The sequence below is a fragment of the Mycoplasma seminis genome, from assembly GCF_030718845.1.
Classification (GTDB): Bacteria; Bacillota_I; Bacilli_A; order Mycoplasmatales; family Metamycoplasmataceae; genus Mycoplasmopsis; species Mycoplasmopsis seminis.
On sequence record NZ_CP132191.1, the window covers coordinates 44,319 to 68,170 of the forward strand.

16 protein-coding genes, 8 tRNA genes and 2 rRNA genes are annotated in these 23,852 nt (G+C 32.5%); 24 read left to right on the forward strand and 2 right to left on the reverse strand.

Going from position 1 to position 23,852, the window contains the following annotated elements; all coding sequences use genetic code 4:
* Positions 1–12 precede the first annotated feature (12 nt).
* The 21 genes from Q8852_RS00220 to rpmA all read left to right on the forward strand — a co-directional run bounded on the left by Q8852_RS00220 (position 13) and on the right by rpmA (position 17,690).
* Complete coding sequence (locus tag Q8852_RS00220) at positions 13–648, forward strand: hypothetical protein (protein ID WP_305938019.1); 636 nt, start codon at positions 13–15, stop codon at positions 646–648.
* A 233-nt stretch (positions 649–881) separates the two neighbouring features.
* Positions 882–2,018, forward strand: coding sequence for an IS30 family transposase (locus Q8852_RS00225; RefSeq protein ID WP_305938020.1), 1,137 nt, complete (start codon positions 882–884; stop codon positions 2,016–2,018).
* Between the two features lie 398 nt (positions 2,019–2,416).
* On the forward strand, positions 2,417–4,342 hold the full coding sequence (locus Q8852_RS00230; protein ID WP_305938021.1) for a DNA gyrase/topoisomerase IV subunit B: 1,926 nt from the start codon (positions 2,417–2,419) through the stop codon (positions 4,340–4,342).
* Between the two features lie 95 nt (positions 4,343–4,437).
* Positions 4,438–4,629 (forward strand): 50S ribosomal protein L28, encoded by a 192-nt coding sequence (rpmB, locus tag Q8852_RS00235; RefSeq protein WP_305938022.1) that lies wholly within the window; start codon positions 4,438–4,440, stop codon positions 4,627–4,629.
* Between the two features lie 202 nt (positions 4,630–4,831).
* Complete coding sequence (locus tag Q8852_RS00240) at positions 4,832–5,821, forward strand: IS30 family transposase (RefSeq protein WP_305938023.1); 990 nt, start codon at positions 4,832–4,834, stop codon at positions 5,819–5,821.
* A 251-nt stretch (positions 5,822–6,072) separates the two neighbouring features.
* A 16S ribosomal RNA gene (locus Q8852_RS00245) occupies positions 6,073–7,576 on the forward strand.
* Between the two features lie 262 nt (positions 7,577–7,838).
* A 23S ribosomal RNA gene (locus Q8852_RS00250) occupies positions 7,839–10,722 on the forward strand.
* The 16S and 23S rRNA genes sit together here with 8 tRNA genes alongside, the layout of an rRNA operon.
* A 109-nt stretch (positions 10,723–10,831) precedes the next feature.
* Positions 10,832–10,908, forward strand: a tRNA-Pro gene (locus Q8852_RS00255).
* Positions 10,909–10,913: 5 nt separating this feature from the next.
* Positions 10,914–10,990: transfer RNA gene (locus Q8852_RS00260), tRNA-Ala, on the forward strand.
* Positions 10,991–10,995: 5 nt separating this feature from the next.
* Positions 10,996–11,072: transfer RNA gene (locus Q8852_RS00265), tRNA-Met, on the forward strand.
* Positions 11,073–11,104: 32 nt separating this feature from the next.
* Positions 11,105–11,180 (forward strand) — tRNA-Ile (locus Q8852_RS00270).
* A gap of 2 nt (positions 11,181–11,182) precedes the next feature.
* A tRNA-Ser gene (locus Q8852_RS00275) sits at positions 11,183–11,275 on the forward strand.
* 28 nt (positions 11,276–11,303) lie between these two features.
* Positions 11,304–11,378 (forward strand) — tRNA-Met (locus Q8852_RS00280).
* Between the two features lies 1 nt (position 11,379).
* A tRNA-Asp gene (locus Q8852_RS00285) sits at positions 11,380–11,456 on the forward strand.
* Position 11,457: 1 nt separating this feature from the next.
* Positions 11,458–11,533, forward strand: a tRNA-Phe gene (locus Q8852_RS00290).
* An 87-nt stretch (positions 11,534–11,620) separates the two neighbouring features.
* The gene (gene ileS / locus Q8852_RS00295; RefSeq protein ID WP_305938024.1) at positions 11,621–14,290 is read left to right on the forward strand and encodes an isoleucine--tRNA ligase; all 2,670 of its coding nucleotides are present in this window, start codon (positions 11,621–11,623) and stop codon (positions 14,288–14,290) included.
* Complete coding sequence (locus Q8852_RS00300; protein WP_305938025.1) at positions 14,283–14,924, forward strand: signal peptidase II; 642 nt, start codon at positions 14,283–14,285, stop codon at positions 14,922–14,924. Before ileS ends, Q8852_RS00300 begins: the two co-directional genes overlap by 8 nt.
* 48 nt (positions 14,925–14,972) lie before the next feature.
* A complete protein-coding gene (locus Q8852_RS00305; RefSeq protein WP_305938026.1) occupies positions 14,973–16,700 on the forward strand; it encodes a YitT family protein in 1,728 nt (575 codons plus the stop codon).
* A gap of 62 nt (positions 16,701–16,762) precedes the next feature.
* On the forward strand, positions 16,763–17,005 hold the full coding sequence (locus Q8852_RS00310) for a hypothetical protein (RefSeq protein WP_305938027.1): 243 nt from the start codon (positions 16,763–16,765) through the stop codon (positions 17,003–17,005).
* Positions 17,006–17,122: 117 nt separating this feature from the next.
* Positions 17,123–17,422 carry a 50S ribosomal protein L21 gene (rplU, locus tag Q8852_RS00315; protein ID WP_305938028.1) on the forward strand — a complete coding sequence of 100 codons (300 nt, stop codon included), beginning with the start codon at positions 17,123–17,125 and terminating at the stop codon, positions 17,420–17,422.
* A gap of 7 nt (positions 17,423–17,429) precedes the next feature.
* Complete coding sequence (gene rpmA / locus Q8852_RS00320) at positions 17,430–17,690, forward strand: 50S ribosomal protein L27 (protein ID WP_305938029.1); 261 nt, start codon at positions 17,430–17,432, stop codon at positions 17,688–17,690.
* Positions 17,691–17,734: 44 nt separating this feature from the next.
* Here rpmA and Q8852_RS00325 read toward each other — a convergent pair whose 3' ends face one another.
* Positions 17,735–18,469, reverse strand: coding sequence for a DNA-processing protein DprA (locus Q8852_RS00325; protein WP_305938030.1), 735 nt, complete (start codon positions 18,467–18,469; stop codon positions 17,735–17,737).
* A gap of 170 nt (positions 18,470–18,639) precedes the next feature.
* Between Q8852_RS00325 and Q8852_RS00330 the strand changes: the two genes are divergently transcribed.
* The 3 genes from Q8852_RS00330 to Q8852_RS00340 are packed head-to-tail and all read left to right on the forward strand — an operon-like array spanning position 18,640 to position 23,042.
* Positions 18,640–19,677: an NAD(P)-dependent oxidoreductase gene (locus tag Q8852_RS00330; RefSeq protein ID WP_305938031.1), complete on the forward strand. Its 1,038-nt coding sequence runs from the start codon at positions 18,640–18,642 to the stop codon at positions 19,675–19,677.
* The gene (locus tag Q8852_RS00335; RefSeq protein ID WP_305938032.1) at positions 19,670–20,848 is read left to right on the forward strand and encodes an aquaporin; all 1,179 of its coding nucleotides are present in this window, start codon (positions 19,670–19,672) and stop codon (positions 20,846–20,848) included. The genes Q8852_RS00330 and Q8852_RS00335 overlap by 8 nt, the downstream gene beginning before the upstream one ends.
* Before the next feature lie 58 nt (positions 20,849–20,906).
* Positions 20,907–23,042, forward strand: coding sequence for a Tex-like N-terminal domain-containing protein (locus Q8852_RS00340; RefSeq protein WP_305938033.1), 2,136 nt, complete (start codon positions 20,907–20,909; stop codon positions 23,040–23,042).
* A 41-nt stretch (positions 23,043–23,083) separates the two neighbouring features.
* Here Q8852_RS00340 and Q8852_RS00345 read toward each other — a convergent pair whose 3' ends face one another.
* Positions 23,084–23,842 carry an MAG0110 family membrane protein gene (locus Q8852_RS00345; protein WP_305938034.1) on the reverse strand — a complete coding sequence of 253 codons (759 nt, stop codon included), beginning with the start codon at positions 23,840–23,842 and terminating at the stop codon, positions 23,084–23,086.
* Positions 23,843–23,852 lie beyond the last annotated feature (10 nt).

A 23,852-nucleotide genomic window follows, 5' to 3' on the forward strand; every position in this document is an offset into this window, starting at 1 on the left:
AAAGGAAAACGTATGGAATTAACGGAAACAACAAAGTATAAATTAGTGAATAATCTAGATGATTTAATTAACAAAATGAACAATAAAAGAAAAGGTGAATTTAATATAATAAATATTCTTAAGAAGAAAGCTTTCTTTATATTTAATTATATATTACTACCTATGTTCGCTTTTTTAATATTAATAATTGCAGTGGCGGTTTTTATTTTCGAACAAATGGGCGATGGAATTAGATTTGCGAATAAAATAATAGGTGCATATACTGATACACAAATTTTTTGTATTATTTTTATGGTTATTGGGAGTCTTTTACTTGTATCATTAATAGTTGAAAGTGCTCTGTTAGGTTCTAAAATAAAAAAATTACAGACATCATTTATTGAATTAATTGAAAATAATAAATCTCTCAAGTTTTATTCACAAGTTGATATGAATATTAAAAAAATATTTGATGCTACATCAACTGATTTTTCAAGTCATATAATTAAAGCTAATTTTTGAGATAAGTTGGATAAAGATTTTTCACAAACAATAGAAGCTTTAGACCGAATAAAAAACAAAATGATATTAGATCCTGATAATTTTATTGAAGAAATTACTGCTAAAGTCGGCGAACCTGCGGTTAAAATATTTATTAATTCATTTTAATATAGTAAAAAAATGTTATATAAATTTACTTTTAAGTTTAAATGAATAATAATTATTATACTATTTATAAAATTACTAATCCACAAATTAAGGTTAGTATTTTTTAATTAATATTTTTTGCAAAATTAAAACATCGGTTTCCTACTAATTAGTAAGATTCCGATGTTTTTTCGTCTCCTTAATGTAAAATAAGTGTGTAAATTCAAAAATACTAAAGGAGGCACTATTATTATATGCTATCGAATGCAAAACATTATCAAAATAATTTAATTTGTTTGAAATTTAGGGCTAAATCTAGAAATTCAAAATACTCAACTGAATTTACAACTCGTTATAGTCATTATGTCTTAAGACCGTATTTAGATAAATCAAAACTTAAGATGTTAAATACTAAAATCCAAAATATCAAACAGTATTCACCTAGAGAATTTACAATAGAAAAAATGAAAGATTTGTTCAATAAATTAAAAGATGAATGAAGTCTTTTAGAGATTTCGAGACAAATGTCTTGCGATATTAAAACCATTAGAGAACAAATTGAAAAAGCATCTGAGGAGTATAAAGTCCAAACATCATTATTTTGCAAAATCTGCAAAAGACATGTTGGCGGTTTTTCGTTCCTTTCGATAAATGAATGAACTAAATCAAAAATCTATACAAGAGAAAATACCTTGGATGGAAAAAGAATAACATCATTAGAAAAATGAAAACCATTGCACGAATTTACACAAGATTGAATTTCCAAATATAAAAAATACAGAAGTTTAACAACGACTGAAAAGAAAAGACTTACAAGTGAACAACTTGTTTATTATAGAAAAACTTCATTACAAAAAATATTAGATAAGTTTGAGGATTATGTAAAAGAAAATAATCTAAAAAATGTTTTTATTCCTACCGTACAGGGTTTTTATGAATATATCGACAGATATTATGTTGACTTTGAATATAAAATACTTACTTTAAAAAGAAAGTACGGAATAGCAAAAAGTAGGATAAAGAAACCTAAAAAAGCAAAAACTAAATCTAAATTAAAATTTGCAAAAAGTGTTCACGAGCGTTCAGAAAAAATAAATATAAGAGAAGAATTTGGACACTATGAAATAGATACTGTTCAGTTCAAAAAGACAAGTAAATATTGCTTAGTTACACTACTAGAAAGAAAAACTAGAATGTTATTTGCGATGTATTCTAAAAGAGATGCAGTCTCCGTCAGATTAGCACTTGAAAAGCTGATATGCAAATATAGCTTGAAAATTCTAACTTTAACAATGGACAATGGTTTAGAAAATTCTGAACTTCATAAAGTAAAATCCATAAAAGAATTTTATGTATGTGACCCTTATTCTTCATGACAAAAGGAAGTTTAGAAAACGCACATAAAGAGATTAGAAAGATTATTCCAAAAGGTTATGAACCACAGTTTATTTGTGAAAATTTCATATTTGAATTAATTGATTTAAATCAATAAAGACAAACGAAATTATTACTTTGAAAATAGTCAATATCCAGTTAGAATTTCACCATTTGAATTATTTAAAAATTACACAAAAATTTAAAAAATTGGCTCGAAAAAATAAGCCGAAACGACCCTGTCGTGTATTTTAACACGCCCATTTTTTAAAAACTTGATAAAATTTAAAAAGAATTTTCACATTTTATAAAATTACACATTAAGTAGAAAGCCAATCTTTTAATTAATCAATTAATATTTTTTCTTTGAGGAAATTAATAAGTTAATATTAAAAAACTGTTTATAATTAAAAGTATGAGTAAAACACAAGAATATAATGCAAGTAGCATACAACAATTAAAGGGACTTGAAGCAGTTAGAAAACGTCCAGGAATGTACATTGGTGGAACTGATGTACATGGATTACACCATTTAGTGTGAGAAATTGTGGATAACGCAATTGATGAAGCTTTAGCTGGATATGCAAATGATATTCAAGTTATTTTACATAATGATGACTCAGTTGAAGTTATTGATAATGGTCGTGGTATCCCAGTTGATAAAATGAAGGGTCAAAGCCGTACAGCAGTTGAATTAATCTTTACAGAACTTCATGCTGGTGGAAAATTTGATTCAGGTGCATATAAAACTTCTGGAGGGTTACACGGAGTTGGTTCTTCAGTAGTTAATGCTTTATCAACTAAATTAATTGCAACTGTATCCAGAGATAAAAAAGTGTATGAAACAATTTTTCAACAAGACACAATTTTAGAGCACACACATGAAATAGGGACAAGTAAAACAAATTGGACATCAATTCGTTTCTGACCTGATTACGCATTTTTCAAACGTGCAAAATTAAGTTTTGATCGTATTTCTGAACGTTTAAAAGAAAGTTCATTTTTAATTTCAAATCTTAAAATTACATTAAAAGATGAAAAAAATGATAAAACAGAAGTATATGAACACACAAGGGGTCTTGAGTCATTCCTTAATTTTGTTAATGATTCAAAAATTAGCATTACTCCTCCGGTATCATTTAGTGATAGTAAAAAAGATATTGAAGTGGATTTTGCTTTCCAATGAACGGATTCATACAATGATATTATTTTAAGTTTTGTTAATAATGTTAAAACACGTGATGGTGGAACACATGAAATAGGACTTAAAAGTGCTTTTACTAAAACTATGAATGAATTTGCAGTTCGTGAAGGAATTGTAAAAAATGGAAAACTTTTTGATGGAGATGATATCAGAGAAGGGCTAGCTTGCATAATTTCACTTAAAATTCCAGAAAACTTACTGGAATTCGTAGGTCAAACTAAAGATAAATTAGGAACTCCAGAAGCTAAAAATGTAGTTGAAGAAGTGGTTTCAAAATATCTTGAAATTTGAATTAATGAAAATAAAACTTTAGCTAAAAATGTGTTAGATAAAGTTAAAAGAGCCTATGAATTAAGAATGGAAGAAAGAAAACTTAGAGAAGAAAGTCGAAAAAGCAAAAAACTAGTTTCTGAAAAACTAGTACTTAGTGATAAATTAACTCCTGCAACATCTAAGAATTCTAGCGAAAAAGAATTATTCCTTGTCGAAGGGGATTCGGCCGGTGGAAGTGCAAAAAGTGGAAGAGATAGAAGATATCAAGCTATTTTACCTTTAAGAGGAAAAGTTATCAACTCAGAAAAGAAAAAGATTTCTGAAGTTTTAAAAAATGTTGAAATCAGTACCATTATTAATACCATTGGAGCTGGATTTGGAAATGATTTTGATATAACTAAAGCTAACTATAATAAAATTATTATTATGACGGACGCTGATACTGATGGTGCACATATTCAAGTTTTACTATTAACATTCTTTTACCGTTTTATGAAACAATTAATTGAAAAAGGTAAAGTTTATATAGCTCTTCCTCCTTTATATAAGGTAAGTGGTAAAACATCTAAGAAGGTTCAATATGCCTGAGATGAAGATGATTTAAAAGATATTCTTGAAAGTATTAAAGAACCTTATGAATTACAAAGATATAAAGGATTAGGAGAAATGAATGCTGATCAATTATGAGAAACAACCATGGATCCTAAAACTAGAACATTAGTGCAAGCTACTATTGAAGACGCTTCATTAGCTGAAAGAAGAGTAAGCGTGCTAATGGGCGAAAATGCTGAATTTAGAAAGAATTGAATAGATAATAATGTAGATTTTTCTAACGAAGATGATTTTTTCGAACAAGTTTCATAAAAAATATTTTTTTGTTATAATAATTTTACTTTTATAATTTATAATAATCTCGATAATCGATTTTAATTAGCTAACTAAAAAAGAAAGGATTATTTATGTCAAGAAGAGATGTTCTAACAGGAAAAGGACCTCAATCAGGAAATAAACGTTCTCATGCTTTAAATGCAACAAAGAGAAAATTCTTACCTAACTTACAAAAAGTTAGAGTTGTGATTGATGGACAAAAAATGACTCTTAGAGTAAGTGCGAAAACACTAAAGACTTTAAAAAATAAAGGAATGTTATAGTTAATATAACTTCAGTTCATGCAATAATAAAAAAATACCAAAAAAGGTATTTTTTTGCTCGATTGCAATATGCAGTGCAACACTTTTATTAGTTTATAATAAAAGTGGAGCACTTTTTTGCGCTCCACTGAAAACCCCTGAGAAAGGATTTCGCATACATTATACAAGAATTACAGCAAAAGTAAGATGTGTAATAGAAGCTTTGTTAAAAGAAAATTTTAGTATATCTGAAATTGCGAAAATTACTGGATTTTCAAAGAGCTCTATATCTAGAGAAATTACATACAATGCTGATTTATACGGGTATACGGCTGAATACGCACAATATAAACATGATATGAGAAATAAGTGAAAATATTATTTTAAGTTGCGCAATAAAATCGAAAAATATCCAAATTTTACAAATGTTTTTATAGATAAATTTAACAAACGTTCATTTGGAGTTAAACTGACACATACATATATTAAGTTTAATTATAATTTTGAATTTCCTTCATATAGAACTGTTTTTAATTGGATAAATTCAAACGCTTGAGAAATAACAAAAGAAGATAGGTTGAGACGTCATTATAAAAAAGGAGGAAAAAGAACTAAGAGTGCAGTTGAAATCTCAGTTGGTGCAAGATGAGTTAGACCATTTTGAACTAGACCTCAGAAAATAAATGATAGGTCAGAATTCGGTCATTGAGAAGTTGATTTTATCGTTGGAAAATCCGGAAAGGAAAACTATAACTTGTTAACTTTTACAGAAAGAAAAACAAGATACGGAATAATTAAAAAGATAAAGGGTAAAAATCCATGAAATGTTGCAGAGGTTTTATGAAATTTAATTAGAGAAAAACAATTAAATGTTAAAAGCATAACAGCTGATAATGGATTTGAGTTCTCAAAACTTTTTTATCTAGGATATAGGCTTCAAATTATTATTTATCGTGCAGACCCATATGCTTCATTTCAAAAAGGAGGAAACGAAAACTTTAATGGTTTAGTTAGAAGATTCTTTCCAAAAGGCACAAATTTTAATAATATTTCTGAAGAAGAAATATTGGCTGTACAAAATGAAATAAATAATATGCCTAGGGAAATTTTCAATTGACAATCAGCTGATGAACTATTCTATGACTGAAATTATTATAAGGATAAATGGACACCAATACCAGGTGATGAACGCTTTTTATCAGAAACAATTTAAAAAGAAAATCGAATACAGCAAAAAACAAATTTTTTAAAAATAAAAGTAAATTTTAGGGGTTTAAAAAATATCCGGAATTTTTCCAGATATTTTTTCTGTTGCAATGCACATTGCAATTAAGAAAAAAAATACCAAAAAGGTATTTTTTTATTTTGTGTTTTTAAAATCTGTTATATAATAATCATGCTTGTTAAGTAAAACAAACAAAAGTTCTTTGAAAACTAGATATATACAATGTACATGACAGTCAATTTTTTGAGAGTTTGATCCTGGCTCAGGATGAACGCTGGCTGTGTGCCTAATACATGCATGTCGAGCGGAGTTCTTCGGAACTTAGCGGCGAATGGGTGAGTAACACGTACTTAACGTACCTCTTAGATTGGGATAACGGTGAGAAATCACCGCTAATACCGGATACTTATAAAGAAGGCATCTTCTTTATATAAAGGAGCTCTCAAGCTCCACTGGGAGATTGGGGTGCGGAACATTAGTTAGTTGGTGAGGTAATGGCTCACCAAGACTATGATGTTTAACGGGGTTGAGAGACTTATCTGTCACACTGGGACTGAGATACGGCCCAGACTCCTACGGGAGGCAGCAGTAGGGAATTTTCCACAATGGGCGAAAGCCTGATGGAGCGACACAGCGTGCAGGATGAAGGCCTTCGGGTTGTAAACTGCTGTTATTTAGGATGAAAAATAGTAGAGGAAATGCTATTATCTTGACAGTACTAAATCAGAAAGCAACGGCTAACTATGTGCCAGCAGCCGCGGTAATACATAGGTTGCAAGCGTTATCCGGAATTATTGGGCGTAAAGCGTCTGTAGGTTGTTTATTAAGTCTGGCGTCAAAACTTGGGGCTCAACCCCAAATCGCGTTGGATACTGATAAACTAGAATTGTGTAGAGGTTAACGGAATTCCTTGTGAAGCGGTGAAATGCGTAGATATAAGGAAGAACATCAACTTGGCCAAGGCAGTTAACTGGGCACATATTGACACTGAGAGACGAAAGCGTGGGGAGCAAACAGGATTAGATACCCTGGTAGTCCACGCCGTAAACGATGATGATTAGCTGATGGGAACCATTGGCGCAGCTAACGCATTAAATCATCCGCCTGAGTAGTATGCTCGCAAGAGTGAAACTTAAAGGAATTGACGGGATTTGCACAAGCGGTGGAGCATGTGGTTTAATTTGAAGATACGCGTAGAACCTTACCCACTCTTGACATCTTCTGCGAAGCTATAGAGATATAGTGGAGGTTAACAGAATGACAGATGGTGCATGGTTGTCGTCAGCTCGTGTCGTGAGATGTTCGGTTAAGTCCTGCAACCAGCGCAACCCTTGTCCTTAGTTAAATATCCTAAGGAGACTGCCCGGGTAACTGGGAGGAAGGTGGGGACGACGTCAAATCATCATGCCTCTTACGAGTGGGGCAACACACGTGCTACAATGGACGGTACAAAGAGAAGCAATATGGCGACATGGAGCAAATCTCAAAGAACCGTTCTCAGTTCGGATTGTAGTCTGCAACTCGACTACATGAAGTCGGAATCGCTAGTAATCGTAAATCAGCTACGCTACGGTGAATACGTTCTCGGGTCTTGTACACACCGCCCGTCACACCATGGGAGCTGGTAATGCCCGAAGTCGGTTTAGTCAACTACGGAGACAACTGCCTAAGGCAGGACTGGTGACTGGGGTGAAGTCGTAACAAGGTATCCCTACGAGAACGTGGGGATGGATTACCTCCTTTCTACGGAGTACACATAAACAATATTTTTATTGTTACTTAATTACCTTATTTTATAAATTATTTCGTCATGGGATATATCTAGTTTTGAGAGGATTTTCTCTCTATGTTCTTTGAAAACTGAATAGTAAAGATATTAATATAACAACGACATCAAAAAATAAATTAGTCAATTTGTTTTGTGATACCGAGAAATTATTAGAAATAATAATTCGTTAAAATGTCTTTGAATACATCAACAACAATAGGAAAATATTGTTACAACTTTTAAATAAGTAAGAGTTTGTGGTGGATGCCTTGGGTCTGAAAGTCGATGAAGGACGTGATTACCTGCGATAAGCCTCGTGGAGCTGGATATAAGCAACGAAACGGGGATTTCCGAATGGGGAAACCTAACTAGAGTAATGTCTAGTTGCATTGGAATGAATAAAATAGTTCCATTAGCGAGACACGTTGTGAACTGAAACATCTTAGTAGCAACAGGAAGAGAAAATAAAAATGATTTCATCAGTAGCGGCGAGCGAACGTGAAAGAGCCCAAACCAGTTTTTTAAACTGGGGTTGTAGGACTATCTACATAAAGTTACAAATCTTTGTTATAGCAGAATAGTTTGGGAAAACTAAGCATAGAGGGTGATACTCCCGTATGTGAAATAGCAAGGACTTTTGATAGTATCCTGAGTAGGGCGGGGCACGTGAAACCCTGTCTGAATCTGCCGGGACCATCCGGTAAGGCTAAATGCTAATCAGACACCGATAGTGAACTAGTACCGTGAGGGAAAGGTGAAAAGAACCAGGGAGGGGAGTGAAATAAAATCTGAAACCACTTACTTACAATTAGTCAGAGCCCGTTAATGGGTGATGGCGTACATCTTGCAGTATGGACCGGCGAGTTATGTTAACATGCGAGGTTAAGCGGAAAAAGCGGAGCCGTAGAGAAATCGAAGTCTTAATAGGGCGACTAGTATGTTGATATATACCCGAAACCATGTGATCTATTCATGAGCAGGCTGAAGCTTGGTTAATCCCAAGTGGAGGGCCGAACCGTAGTACGCTGAAAAGTGCCCGGATGACTTGTGAATAGCGGAGAAATTCCAATCGAACTTGGAGATAGCTGGTTCTCCTCGAAATAGCTTTAGGGCTAGCGTGTGATGTTAAGCTTTGATGGTAGAGCACTGAATATGGAATGGCCACGTCTAGTGGTACTGACTATAATCAAACTCCGAATATCATTGTGTATTATCATGCAGTTGGAAACCGGGGTGCTAACGTCCAGGCTCGCGAGGGCAACAACCCAAATTGTCGGCTAAGGTCCCAAAATCGTGTTAAGTCAGAAAGGTTGTGAGATTTCATAAACAACTAGGAGGTTGGCTTAGAAGCAGCCACCCTTTAAAGAGTGCGTAATAGCTCACTAGTCAAGAGATCTTGCGCCCATAATGTAACGGGAGTAAAACACGATACCGAAGCCACGGGTACATTTAGTACGTTAGAGGAGCGTTCTTAATGCGGCGAAGTCAGACCGTGAGGACTGGTGGAGCGTTAAGAAGTGAGAATGCCGGTATGAGTAACGATTTGAGGTGAGAATCCTCAACGCCTATTGGGAAAGGTTTCCTGGGGAAGGTTTGTCCACCCAGGGTTAGTCAGGACCTAAGGAGAGGCTGAAAAGCGTATCCGATGGACAACAGGTTAATATTCCTGTACTACCTGCGTAAGTGATGGAGTGACGAAGAAGGATAGCACTACCCATTATTGGATTTGGGGGTAAGCAACAACTGGTGAGATTAGTTAAATGCGGTCTCTACAACTGGGAGTTGTGATGCATAGCTACTTGTAGCAAATTGTGTGATTTCATACTTCCTAGAAAAGCTTCTAAACGTTATAACACAAAAGGTACCTGTACCGAGAACGGACACACGTTCCCAAGATGAGTATTCTAAGGCGAGCGAGAAAACCAATGTTAAGGAACTCTGCAAATTAACCCCGTAAGTTCGCGAGAAGGGGTGCCGACTTTGTCGGCCACAGTAAATTGTGAGGGGCAACTGTTTATCAAAAACACAGCTCTCTGCTAAATCGTAAGATGAAGTATAGGGGGTGAAGCCTGCCCAGTGCCCGAAGGTTAAGCGGATTTGTTAGCTTATGCGAAGCATTGAAGTGAAGCCCGGGTGAACGGCGGCCGTAACTATAACGGTCCTAAGGTAGCGAAATTCCTTGTCGGCTAAATACTGACCTGCACGAAAGGCGCAATGATCTCTCAACTGTCTCAACATTGGACTCGGTGAAATTATGGTCCAGTGAAAACGCTGGGTACCCGCATCAAGACGAAAAGACCCCATGGAGCTTTACTACAACTTCGTATTGAAACTTGGCCTAACATGTGTAGGATAGGTGGGAGACAATGAGGCTAGGACGCTAGTTCTAGATTAGTCGACCTTGAAATACCACCCTTGGTATGTTGAGTTTCTAACCTGCTACCGTTATCCGGTAGGGGACAGTGCGTGGTGGGTAGTTTGACTGGGGCAGTCGCCTCCTAAAAGGTAACGGAGGCGTTCAAAGGTACACTCAATACGGTCAGAAACCGTATGCAGAGCGCAAAGGTAGAAGTGTGCTTGACTGCGAGACCTACAAGTCGAGCAGGTGCGAAAGCAGGACTTAGTGATCCGGCTGTACGTCATGGAACGGCAGTCGCTCAACGGATAAAAGTTACCCTGGGGATAACAGGCTTATCTTGCCCAGAGATCACATCGACGGCAAGGTTTGGCACCTCGATGTCGGCTCATCGCATCCTGGAGCTGGAGTTGGTTCCAAGGGTTTGGCTGTTCGCCAATTAAAGCGGTACGCGAGCTGGGTTCAGAACGTCGTGAGACAGTTCGGTCCCTATCTGATGTGGGCGTTGGAATATTGATGAGAGCTGCTCTTAGTACGAGAGGACCGGAGTGGACGTACCGCTGGTGTTCCAGTTGTTCCGCCAGGAGCATAGCTGGGTAGCTAAGTACGGAAGGGATAACCGCTGAAAGCATCTAAGTGGGAAGCCTCCTCAGAGATAAGTATTCCCTTGAAATTCCTTGTAGACTACGAGGTTGATAGGATGGAAGTGTAAGTGTAGTAATACATTTAGCTGACCATTACTAATAAATTGAAAGGTTTAAAAGTTAATGTATTCAGACATTTTAATGAATTATTAATTACTATTCAGTTTCCAAAGAACATAAAAATTTTTTGGACTATTTAAAACTTTTAGTATAATATAAATGCAGTTCTTGGAGAAGTAGCTCAGTTTGGTAGAGCACTACATTTGGGCTGTAGTGGTCGCAGGTTCAAATCCTGTCTTCTTCACCATTTATGGGGGGTTAGCTCATTTGGCTAGAGCGCCTGCCTTGCACGCAGGAGGTGGTGGGTTCGAATCCCATACTCTCCACCATTTATGGCACTGTAGCTCAGTTGGTTAGAGCATCCGGTTCATACCCGGAAGGTCATGAGTTCGAATCTCATCGGTGCTACCATTTTTATATACTATTTACTTAGGCAAACAACCGGACCTATAGCTCAATGGTTAGAGCAACCGGCTCATAACCGGTCGGTTACAGGTTCGAGTCCTGTTGGGTCCACCAATGGGTGATTACCCAAGTCTGGCTGAAGGGACTAGTCTTGAAAACTAGCAGGGGCTTCACGGCCCGCGGGGGTTCGAATCCCTCATCACCCGCCACGAAACAAGTAGTATATATTTTATATATAGCAGAGTGGAGCAGTGGTAGCTCGTCGGGCTCATAACCCGAAGGTCGAAAGTTCAATTCTTTCCTCTGCAACCATGGTCCAGTGGTAAAGTGGTTTAATACGCCTCCCTGTCACGGAGGAGAACGCGGGTTCGATCCCCGTCTGGACCGCCATGGCCTTGTAGCTCAGTTGGTAGAGCAACAGATTGAAGCTCTGTGTGTCGCTGGTTCGATTCCTGCCGAGGCCACCATGTAAATTCCTCTATTGTATTAGCAAGTTTTGTTAATAAAATAGAGGAATTTTCTTTTATTTCTTTTTTAAAATTGAAAGGACAGTTATGGATTACAAGAAAACGTTGAATATGCCTAATACATCATTTGATATGCGTGCAAATTTAACAACCAAAGAAAAAACATTTAGAGATAATTGAATTCAAAATAATGTTTATAAAAGAGTTTTAGAATTACACAAAAATGATCCTCACTTTATTTTGCATGATGGTCCACCATATGCGAATGGTGATATCCACGTAGGACATGCTTTAAATAAGATTTTAAAAGATTTTATTGTTAGATATAAAACATTAAGTAATTATTATTCACCATATGTTCCTGGTTGAGATACACACGGTCTTCCAATTGAACATAAAATGCTTCAAGAAATGAAAATTTCAAAAGAAGAACTTGATCCAATTACTTTAAGAAAAAAAGCTCATAAATATGCTTTAGAACAAGTTGAAAGACAAAGAGAACAATTTAAACAACTTCAAATGTTTTCTGATTTTGAAAAAATCTATGTTACTTTAGCACCTGAATATGAAGCTAAACAATTAGAAGTCTTTGCTAAAATGATGCTTGATGGATTAGTTTATAAAGGTTTAAAACCAATTTACTGGTCACCATCTTCACAAAGTGCACTAGCTGAAGCTGAAGTTGAATATCAAGATGTTAAAAGCCCATCTATTTATGTTAAATTCCCTATTGAAAAATCTGATTTAAACGTAATTAAACCTGGGGATAATTTAATAGTTTGAACTACAACACCTTGAACATTAATCGCTAACGCAGGGGCTGCTTTAGGAGCGGATATTGCATATGTAATTTTCCAAGCTAATGGTGAAAGATACATTATGGCTGAAGATTTATACCAAGATTTTGCTGCAAAAGTAAATTGAGAAGTTGAAGTTCTTGATAAGTTTAAAGGTGGAATTATTGAAAACCATCAAATAACTTATTTAACACCTATTTTACAACATGTTGCACCTGTAGTAATCGGACACCATGTTACTAATGATGCTGGAACTGGTATTGTACATATAGCACCAATGTTTGGTGAAGATGACTTCATGATTGGTAAAAAATACAACTTAGAAAACATTATGCACATTTCCGATACAGGTATGGTTGAAAATACTAACACAAAATTTGATGGAATGTTTTACGCTGATGCAAACAAAGAAATCTCAATGTTCCTTGGCGATAAAGTGCTTCATTTTCAATGAGTAAAACACTCATACCCACATGATTGAAGAACACATCAACCAATTATTTTCAGAGGTACACCACAATGATTTGTTTCAATTGATAAAATCAGAGATCAAATCTTAAATCAAATTGATACTAATGTAAAAACTTACCCAGATTGAGCTAAGAAAAGATTGTTCCAAATGATAGAAAATAGACATGATTGAACTATTTCACGTCAAAGAACTTGAGGTCTTCCTTTAATTATTTTCTATGATGCAAACGGTGAAGCTATTGTTGACAAAGAACAATTTGATCACATTATTAATCTTGTAAGACAACATGGTAGTGATATTTGATGAGAATGAGATACAGAAGCCTTATTACTTCCTAAATATCAAAATCAAGGATTTACTCGTGAAATGGATATTATGGATGTTTGATTTGATTCTGGAGTTTCTTCAATAGCAGTTGATATTGCCCCAGGAGTTACTTCTCCATATGATTTATACTTAGAAGGTATTGATCAATACAGAGGATGATTTAACTCTTCAATTATTAACTCTGTAGCATTTAAAGGTGTTACACCATATCGTAATTTAATTTCACACGGATTTGCACTTGATGGTAAAGGTGAAAAGATGTCTAAATCTAAAGGGAATGTAATTTATCCTGTAGAAGTCGTTTCAAAACGTGGAGCAGATATCTTACGTCTTTGAGTTGCTAATAGTGAATACACTAATGATGTTAATATTTCAAACGAAATATTAGACCAAAACACTGAAATATATCGTAAAATCAGAAACACAATTAGATTTATTTTAGGTAACTTAGATAAATATCATTATGATGCTACAACAAAACGTGAAGGAATACATTTATACATTAAAGAACAACTTAATGCTTTAAAAGTAGAAGTATTCAAAGCATATGATGAATATAAATTTATTAATGTAATTAAACTTATTAATAATTACATTGTTGAACTTTCCTCATTCTATCTTTCAGTAACAAAAGATATCTTATACATTAGAGAATTTAATGATCCTGAAAGATTAATGGTTCTTGCTAACTTATATGAAATTTTAGATTTCTTACTTCTTGCACTTGCTCCTATTTTACCTACAACAGTAGAAGAAGCATACATGCACTTTAATAAAGATAATAAACATGATTCAATTATGTTTGAATCATATGAAAAAAACATTACTGTAAATAATGATGTATTAAGTCAATTTAAAGAATTCTTTGATTTAAGAAGTCAAGTAAATATTTTAATTGATGAAGCTACAAAATCAGGAAAAATTAAGAGATCAAATGAAGCACACTTAATTCTTCCAGAAGTTTCAGATTTTATTAAATCACTTGATTTAAAAACTCTTTTAATGGTTGGAAAAATATCTTACGGTGACAGCATACAAATAGAAACATTTGAATCTGTTAAATGTCAAAGATGTTGAAACCACTATTCAACTGAAGAAATAAAAGAAGATCTTTGTCCTTTATGTTACTTAATAATTAGTAAAATGGAGCTTAATGACTAAAATAAAAACGGCATTTAGTTCTTATTCTAAATACCTAAAAGCAAATTGAAAAAAAGTGCTAGCAGCTTATTTAATGCTACTGACAACCTTTATTATTTTCTTTGCAATTGATCAAATAACTAAAACCTTATTATTCCACCACATAGACGTAAACGCTATGATAAAGGCAGGCAAAAGCACTGGTGTAATTGATGGACATCAAATTGGGCCTGAAACAATTTATCCAAACCAAAGCGAATGAATCAATTATGGTTTATTTGGGCTTAGAAGCATATGACATAAGGGTGTAACATTTATGTCAACAGGTAATATTGCTTTCATTCAAGCTATTAGTTTTATAATTTCGATTATAATCTTATTAGTTCCTTTATATCCTGGTAAACATATGCTTTTATATGCAGCATTATTTGGAATCTTACTTGCTGGTGATATTGGAAATGCGACTGATAGAATTGCTTTTCATGGCTATGTCAAAGACATATTCTACGTTCCATGATTTGATAAAGGTACATTCAATTTTGCTGATTGCTCTGTATTTGTTAGTGTAATTGCAATAATGATTGTAATTATTACAAATTTAATTATTGAGTATATTAAAGAAAAGAAAGAAAAAACACAAAAACCTATGTCATAGTTATAAAACTATGACTTTTTTTGTGAAAAATAATGTAAAATTATCCAAATGAATAAATTAAGAGATGATAAGAAGCATAAATTAAAATTCCCTACTTCTAATGAAAAAATGAAAAAGAAAATATGGAATGAAATGCTTTACAGAAAAAACAATGCATATTACTGTGATATTAACCAACCAAGTGGTGAATTATCTATCAATAAGGAGAAAGTAAATTCAGAAGAAGAATACCTTAAATATAAAATGGGTAAATATCTTCTAAACAATACAAAAAATACTAAAAAGCTTTCATTTAAGGAATTAGTAGCAAGATATTGATATAAAGTCTTTCTTTTATTCTGAGCAGCTTTTGTGTTTAATTTTGGAATCCATATTTTCCTTGCTAAATCAGATACAATTCCTTCAGGGATTACAGGAATTCCAACCATTTTACAATATTTATTTCCATTTTTAACTTCATACTTTGCTTTGATTTATTTCGCTTGCAACCTTCCGTTATTTATTATTTTTTGGAAGAAAGTTAAACGAAGTTTCTTAGTATTAACATTAGTATTCATGTTATTTTTACAAGTGACTAACTTTATTTTTACCCAACACGACGTACATGTATTCTTGTTTGAGAAAATTAGCTTTATTCACAATGATACTAATGATTTTACCTTAGTGTTTAGACAAAAAGTTGATGGTGATACAGTTGGAAAAGGAATTTTCTATGTAATTGATAATCATGAAATTTCAAGCTTAAATCAAGCTGGATATAAATACCAAATCGCACCATTACAAGACGTGTTTAAATACTTAGAAACAGGTAAATATTCAGTTACTACAGTAGCTGGAACTAATGTACCTATTATTTCTCAAGAGTTCTTATCTACGGTTAATCCTGAAGATGTAACTAAATTACTTAAGAATCCAAACGAGTATGGAAATTATTTATTAGTGCATGATTTCAAAACAGATGCATTAGAATTGCTCCCAGTAAGTAAGGTAAAAACTATTTTTGATGGAAATTTAGCAGTTGCTCCATTTCAATCAGTTGTTGATTTCTTGAAGAATAATCAACCTTATGAAATAAAAAGTATTCCTGGCTTATATGAATTAGTTCAAGGCCAAGGTGTTTCTTTATTACCACAAAGTGCCTTAAGTGCATTAACATTAGAACAAGCTAACCAATTAATTTGATATGCAAACGGACAAACATGACCTATTTTATTATACGGATGCATGGGAGCTGCCTTTATTGGTGTTGGAATTGCGCTTTCTTGAAAAGCTGGTGGTTCAACAGGTGGAACAGATATTATTGCATATTTCTTCTCAACAAAATATAAGAAAAGTGTTGGAGGAATTCTTGCTAGTGTTGCCTTCTGTACAGCTTGCTTATTCTTAATTGTTTATGGTGTTATTAAACCAAATATTAATGGTGAAGTTTTCGGAATGAGAGAACTTTCAACATTTGCTTACTTAATTGTAACTAATATTGTGGTAAGCATTCTTTATCCAAAATATAAGAAGGTTAAATTAACAATTATTTCTAATGAACCTGAAAAAGTACTTGCATACTTTAAATTAATTAATTACTGACACTCTTATAGAATTGTTAGATTTAAATCTGGATATACCGGAAAATACTCATTTAAAATTGAAACAGTTGCTTTATTATTAGAAACCAAAAACATTGTGAGTGATTTAAAATTAGTTGATCCAAATATTTGAATCTCAACAATGTCTGTTAGTGATGTTAAAGGTTCATTCAATACTCAATATGTGGAACAATAGTAATATTGTTCTTTTTTTGTTCACTTTTGAAAAAATCAATATATTAATCGAAAGGAGGTAATATGAAGCTGGAACAATTGCAAAAAGTGCAAACTAAAGATTTGAAAAACGTTACACCAGGAATTGGAATTATGGCTGCTTTAACTGGAATTGGTGCTGTAATTAGTGTAATAGCACAATTTGTAAGTTTGTATAAATCTTTTAGTTCTAGCACAGGGTCATATAAAACAAAAGAAGCTGAATATAAATGAGAAAACAAACCTGAAAATAAACCAAATATACTTGAAAATTACATATTATTTTAACTTTTTATTTTCAAATATGATTGTATAATATGCATGTTACTTCAAGTAACCGTTCTAAAAAGGTTATTAAGAGCTTTAAGCCACCTTAAAGGCGAGCCACTATTTTGGAGGTATTGCATGTTAGCAATTATCGAAACAGGTGGGAAACAACTTTTAGTTAAAGAAGGTCAAACAATCTTCATCGAAAAAATCGAAGGTGAAGAAAACTCAGAAGTAAAATTTGATAAAGTTTTACTTGTTGATGACAAAATTGGAAGACCATACTTAGAAAATGCTTTTGTATTAGGAACAATCGAAAAACAAGGTAAAGCAAAGAAAATCGTCGTATATCGTCACAATGCGAAATCTACACACAAGAGAAAACTTGGACACCGTCAACCATATACACGTGTTAAAATCACAAAGATTGCAGGTTAATTAGACTATGGCTCACACGAAGGCTGGTGGATCTACCCGTAACGGTCGTGATTCACACTCAAAACGTTTAGGTGCTAAATTAGGTGACGGACAATTCGCAACAGCAGGATCAATCATTTATCGTCAAAGAGGAACAAAAATCTTCCCAGGTGAAAATGTTGGTCGTGGTGGTGATGATACATTATTTGCTAAAATCGATGGTTATGTAAAATACGAAAGCAGAAGAAACAGAAAGTATGTTTCAGTTTACCCTGAAAGACAAAATTAATATTTAATATATAGTAAAATGTGCCTAGGATTTAGGCACATTTTTTATACATTTAGCACTTCTGAAATCATTGTGATTAAATTAGCTCCAGATTTAATTAATGAATTATTTCCATCATTAGGTAGAGAACCTGGAAAACAGTTGATATCTTTTCCTAAATCAACGAAGTAATTAATTAAATTAAATACCTTTGAATTTTCGTTGCAAGAAAATGAAATTAAGGAATTAGAGATACATGCAGCAATTAAATTAGCTTCCTTAAAATAAAATCTTTTAGGATGAGCATCTAGTGGATATTGTGAAATAAATAATTCATTTTCAAAATTTATATCGCTATAATCAAGTGTGTTTAATCCACTTTTAGCAATGTGGATTATTTTTCCATTATGTGAACGGAAATAAGATACTATATCAGCTTCCGAATCATAATCATTAGTAAAAAGTACACTGTTGTTAACTAAAGTATCAATATTGCTTTTAAATCAGCTATTAGCTTGTGGATTATTTTGCTCATTAATTAAATAATAAATTTTCTTACTATTTAATAAATTAACATTACCTTTGTAAAAAATCACATATGGTGGATATTTAAGTAGATTTAAGACATCTGGATAGCAGTTACTAAATAATGTAAAATATTTCACTCCTGCTTGCATATATTTATTGTGTAATTCCATTAATTCTTTGCGACTAATTTCTGTGCTTTTTGCAATTTCTTTAAAAATCAAAAAAGAATCACCTTTGACTTTGTTTGCTAGATAAAATAATAGTTCATTCATATTCCTCCATTCTATATATTGATTTTTTTCATAGTGAACAGAAAATAATAAAAAACTAAAGATAGTCAACTTTTAAGTCTAAAATATAGTTGTTTTATTTATTTTCATTTTAAAATGAAAATAATATAATTTATTTAAATACACTACAAAAACTTAAATTAGGAGATATTATGAAAATAGCTTTCTTCGATGCGAAGGACTATGATGTAACATCTTTCGATAAATACAATAATGGTAGACATGAAATTACTTTTTTTAAAGAAAATCTTAACCTTGATACAGTAAAACTTGCTCAAGGATATGATGCGGTATGTGGTTTTGTTAACACATATGGTGACAAAGTAATTCTTGAAGTATTATCGAAAATGGGAGTCAAATATTGATTCCAAAGATCAATGGGATATAACAAAATTGATGTTGCGAAAGCAAATGAATTAGGAATTGAAGTATTTAGAATTTTTAACTATTCAGCTGAAAGTATTGGTGAATTTGCATTCGCTACTATGTCAGCTTTAAACCGTAACTTACTTGTTGCAAATAGTAGAGTTCAAAAATACAACTTTTCATTAAATGGATTAGATGGTAAATGTATTGGTAACTCTACAATCGGAGTTATTGGTTCAGGTAAAATTGGACAAACATTTGTCAGAATAGCAAAAGCTACAGGTGCTAAAGTTTTAGTATTTGATGCATTTGCTAGAGAAAACTTCCCACAACTTGCTGAAACATTTGGATTTGAATTCGTTTCACTTACAGAATTATTACAACAAAGTGACTTTATTTCAATTCACTGTCCACTTCTTCCGTCAACAAGATACTTAATTGATGAAGCTGCAATTAACACAATGAAAGATGGTGTAATTGTAGTTAATACAGCTAGAGGTGAAATTGTTGATTTAAAAGCAATGCTTAAAGGACTTAAATCAGGAAAAGTTCGTGGATTTGCTACTGATGTTTTAGAAAGAGAAGAAGGACGTTTCTATGAAGATGTTTCTTCTCGTATTGCTGAATTAAAAGCAATGGACCCGGAATGAAAAGAACTTATTGAAATGCCTAATACTTTAGTTACATCTCACCAAGCTTACTTAACAGACTTAGCATTAAGTCAAATTGCATTAGCTACATTGGAAAATGCAGATAACGCTGAAAAAGGAGACTTCTCAAAAGCTTTAAGAGTTCTAGAGAACGGAAAAATACAAAATGGATAAAATTCAATCAACTGCTGTTGACAGAAAAGAAGAGTCAGAAAAACCAAGGCCAGCTCAAGCTGTCAAAATGTTTATTAAAGATTTTTTTAGCTTTTTCAAATTTAAATTAACTGAAAGAGATAATGCTGAAAAACCTGGCGATGTTAAAACATGAATTACCCATGGAATCGCTGAATTTATCGGAACAATATTAATTTCACTTGGACTAGCTGGAGTTTCAATCTATACTCCAAATCCAAACGGTTATGTTGCCGAATCTTATTTATTACACCCAATTATCGTTGGTTTCTATGCTGGGTTTATTGTTGTTGGAGCATGTTTATTCCTATTTCTTCGTTGAAGTTGTGATTTAAACCCTTCAGTAACAATTTACCGTTATTTAAATGGTAGAAATAATGGATGATATGCAACTTATAAAATTATTATCCAAATGTTAGGAGCTGTTGCTGCCGGAGCTATTATTTATGGTTTGGGTAAAGCGTCTGCACCTGACCACTTTATATCAAATGCACCAATTACAGCAATAGGAGCAGCTAAAAAATCATTCTTAGATTATACACATGCAAGCAGAACTCATTTACTTGCTAGTGGATCCTTATGAATTTTCTTTGTTGAGTTAGTAATGACTTCAATTCTATTATTCCCAATTTTCTCACCTAACATTAATAACAAATACCGTGATTTATTAATTATGTTTGTTATTTCACTTTCAGTGTGAATGGGACTTTTAGGAGGATCAGCTGCAATTAACCCTGCTAGAGGGCTTGCACAACAATTCCCAGTACTTCTTTTTGAAGGGCACTCAGAAAACTTAGTCGCTTCTACAGTTAAAGATTTACATGGACTTGGATATCAAAACCTAGGGTTTAGTTCTGAAATTTTTACAACTGTTAATAAAAATCTATTTCATCCAGATGTAAAACTACCTGAAGGACAAGATGCACATGCTATTGCACAAGCATTAAAAGAAAACGGAATCTTATGAGATTCAATTGCTTATGGAACACTTGCTATGGTTATTGGTGATGTTCTTTCACCTGTATTCTACTTACTTGTTCAAGGATTTACACTTACAACAGTTAACCCTATGGTAACTAAAATTATTGCATTTAAAAACTATAGAGCACAACAAATTACTACACCAGCAAAAAGCAGAGAAACTAAAAAATAATTATTTTATTCATACATATATTTAATATATATGTATGATTTTTATATCTGGAGGAAATATGGATAAAGACGCAATTTTATTAGTTTCAAAAGAACTAAATATAACAGAAAAACAAGTTAATACAGTGCTTGACATGTTAGCTCAAGGTGATACAGTACCCTTCATTTCTCGTTATAGAAAAGATAAAACTGATGGATTAAATGAAGAACAAATTTATAAAATAGAAGCTTTATTTAAATACAAAAACGAATTGCTTGAAAGACAACAAGCAATTTTAAAGATTTTAAAAGAAAAAGACTTGCTCACAGAGGAATTAGAAAAGAAAATCAAAGCAACTACAGTAAAAAGCGATTTAGAAGCCTTATATGAACCTTTTAAAGTAGGTAAAGTTACAAAAGCATCTAAAGCTATTGCTTTAGGGCTTGAACCGCTTGCAAAAAGAATTTTTGAAAACAAATCAAAAGATTTTAAAAGGGAAATTGAAGCTAAAAAATACCTTAGTGAACAAGTTCCTAGTGTCGAATTCGCCTTGGAGCAAGCTAATTACATCATTGCTCAATGAATTTCACAAGACTTTGAAATTAGAGAACAAATTAAAAATGATATTTTAAATTATGGAAGTATTGTGACTTCTCAAAACAAAAAAGTTGAAGATGAAGGTTTAAAATTCAAAAATTACTATGAATACAGCATTCCAATTAAATACATTAAAAACCACAATGTTTTAGCAATTAATAGAGGTGAAAAATTAGGTATTTTAAAAGTATCATTCTCATATAAAGAAAATGTGCTTGAAACAATTATTTTAAAGAAAATAGATAAAACTAGAAATAATAAACCTAATGTAATTGATGCATTACAAGATAGTTTAAAACGTTTAATTTTACCTAGTGTAGAAAGAGAAATCTTTAGTGATTTATTTTCTAAAGCTGAAGCTTCAAGTATTCAAATTTTTGCTAATTCAGTTGAAAAATTACTTTTAGCACCTGCAATTAGTGGTCACAATATTTTAGCTATTGATCCAGCGTTTGTAAATGGATGTAAAATGGCTGCATTAAATGAAAATGGAGACGTTTTAAAGATAGATAAGATATTTCCTAATAAGCCACAAGAAAGAGTCGCAGAAGCTACTAAAAAAGTGCTTGATATGATTAGAAGCTATGACATTGATATTGTTGTTATAGGAAACGGAACCGCTTCAAGAGAAACCGAGACTTTTATTGCTAATATTATTAGTCAAAATAAATTAAATGTTAAATATGCTATTGTTTCAGAAGTTGGTGCTTCAGTGTATTCAGCTTCAAAACTTGCAATTGAAGAATTTCCTAACTTAAATGTTGAAGAAAGAAGTGCAATTAATATTGGGCGTAAGTTCCTAGACCCATTAAATGAATTAGTTAAAATTGATCCAAAATCAATTGGTGTGGGCCAATATCAACACGATGTAAATCAAAAAGAATTAGAACATTATCTTGATTTTAAAGTGCAAAAAGTAGTTAATCAAGTTGGAGTGGATTTAAATACCGCTACAAAACACATTTTAACCTTTATTGCTGGACTTAGCCCTAAGAATGCTGAAAATATTATTCAATATAGAAATGCTAAAGCAGATAAGAGTTTTAGTTCTAGATTTGAGTTAAAAAACATTAAAGGAATTGGTGAAAAAACTTTTGAGCAAGCAATTGGATTCTTAAGAATCTTTAGTTCACCTAATTATTTAGATAAAACAATTATTCACCCTGAGTCATATGCTCTTGCTAATGAAATTATTAAGGATTATAATTTAAATCCATCTGAAGATGGAATTAACGTTTCTAGCTTAAACGTAGGCGAATTAAGTAAAAAATATAATGCAGATAAATATCAAATTGAATTAATTCTGCAAGCATTTTCAACACCATTAAAGAAAATTGTTGATGATAAACAAGGATTTATATTAAAAGATACATTAACTAAAGTTGAAGATTTACAACCTGGTAGCGTGGTATCCGGAACCGTAGAAAACATCACTGATTTTGGTGTGTTTATGTATATTGGAATAAAACAAAGTTTATTTATTCATGTTTCTAATTTAAAATTAGAAGAAGGAAATACAATTTTTGATCAATATTATCCTGGAATGATTTTAAAAGCAGAAATCTTAGAAATTGATATGCAAAGAAATCGTGTAAATGGAAAAGAATTAGTTGCTTAAAAAATACAAAAAAGGTTATGACATAGTCATAACCGTATTTTTTAATCTCTTCTTCCTACAAAAAGCATAATAACATATCAAAGTAATTGTGCATATGAAATAAATAATAAAATACCTTCTTGGATAGCTATTGAAAGCATATCTCTTTTACTCATATATTGAGCTACGTCTGCTGTTTTTCTAATCATTCATCATTGAATAATCATGTTGATTGATATTAAAGCAGTTCCTATTACTGTAACATATCAGTTTGCTCTATAAACAAAGAATGAAACGAAAAATGTAATAAGGAATGCTACTGAAAGAAATGCAACAAATATTCACATTACTCTAATATTAACTAGTTGGAATAATCCTAGAATAGCCGCAATTACCATAACTCCAGCTGGAATAAGCATAATTCCAATCATTGCCGGCATATTGTTCATTGTTTCAGGGCTTGCTAAGTTAAAGTAAGCAAAGAATGCTAAAGCAATCACAATACCATAAAAGATAATAAAGACTGGGAATAAAGCTAATTTGACGTATGGATTTTTAAACATTCCAATAAACATAGTTAAAAAGAAATTAACTAAGAATATCACTACTAGAGCTATTATTAATGCAATCCAATGTTGTTCAAAGAAGTTTGCAAAATGCTCGGTTGAAAACCAAAAGCTAAGCCCTACAGCAAGTGAAAGCATTAATACTAATCCGACTATAAAAGTCAATAGCATAATAGCATAAAACTGTGTTTTTGCACTAATAGATGTTTTTTCAAATGTAACATCTGTAAAATCTTGTTTTTGTGTTGAATTCATAACAGTATAA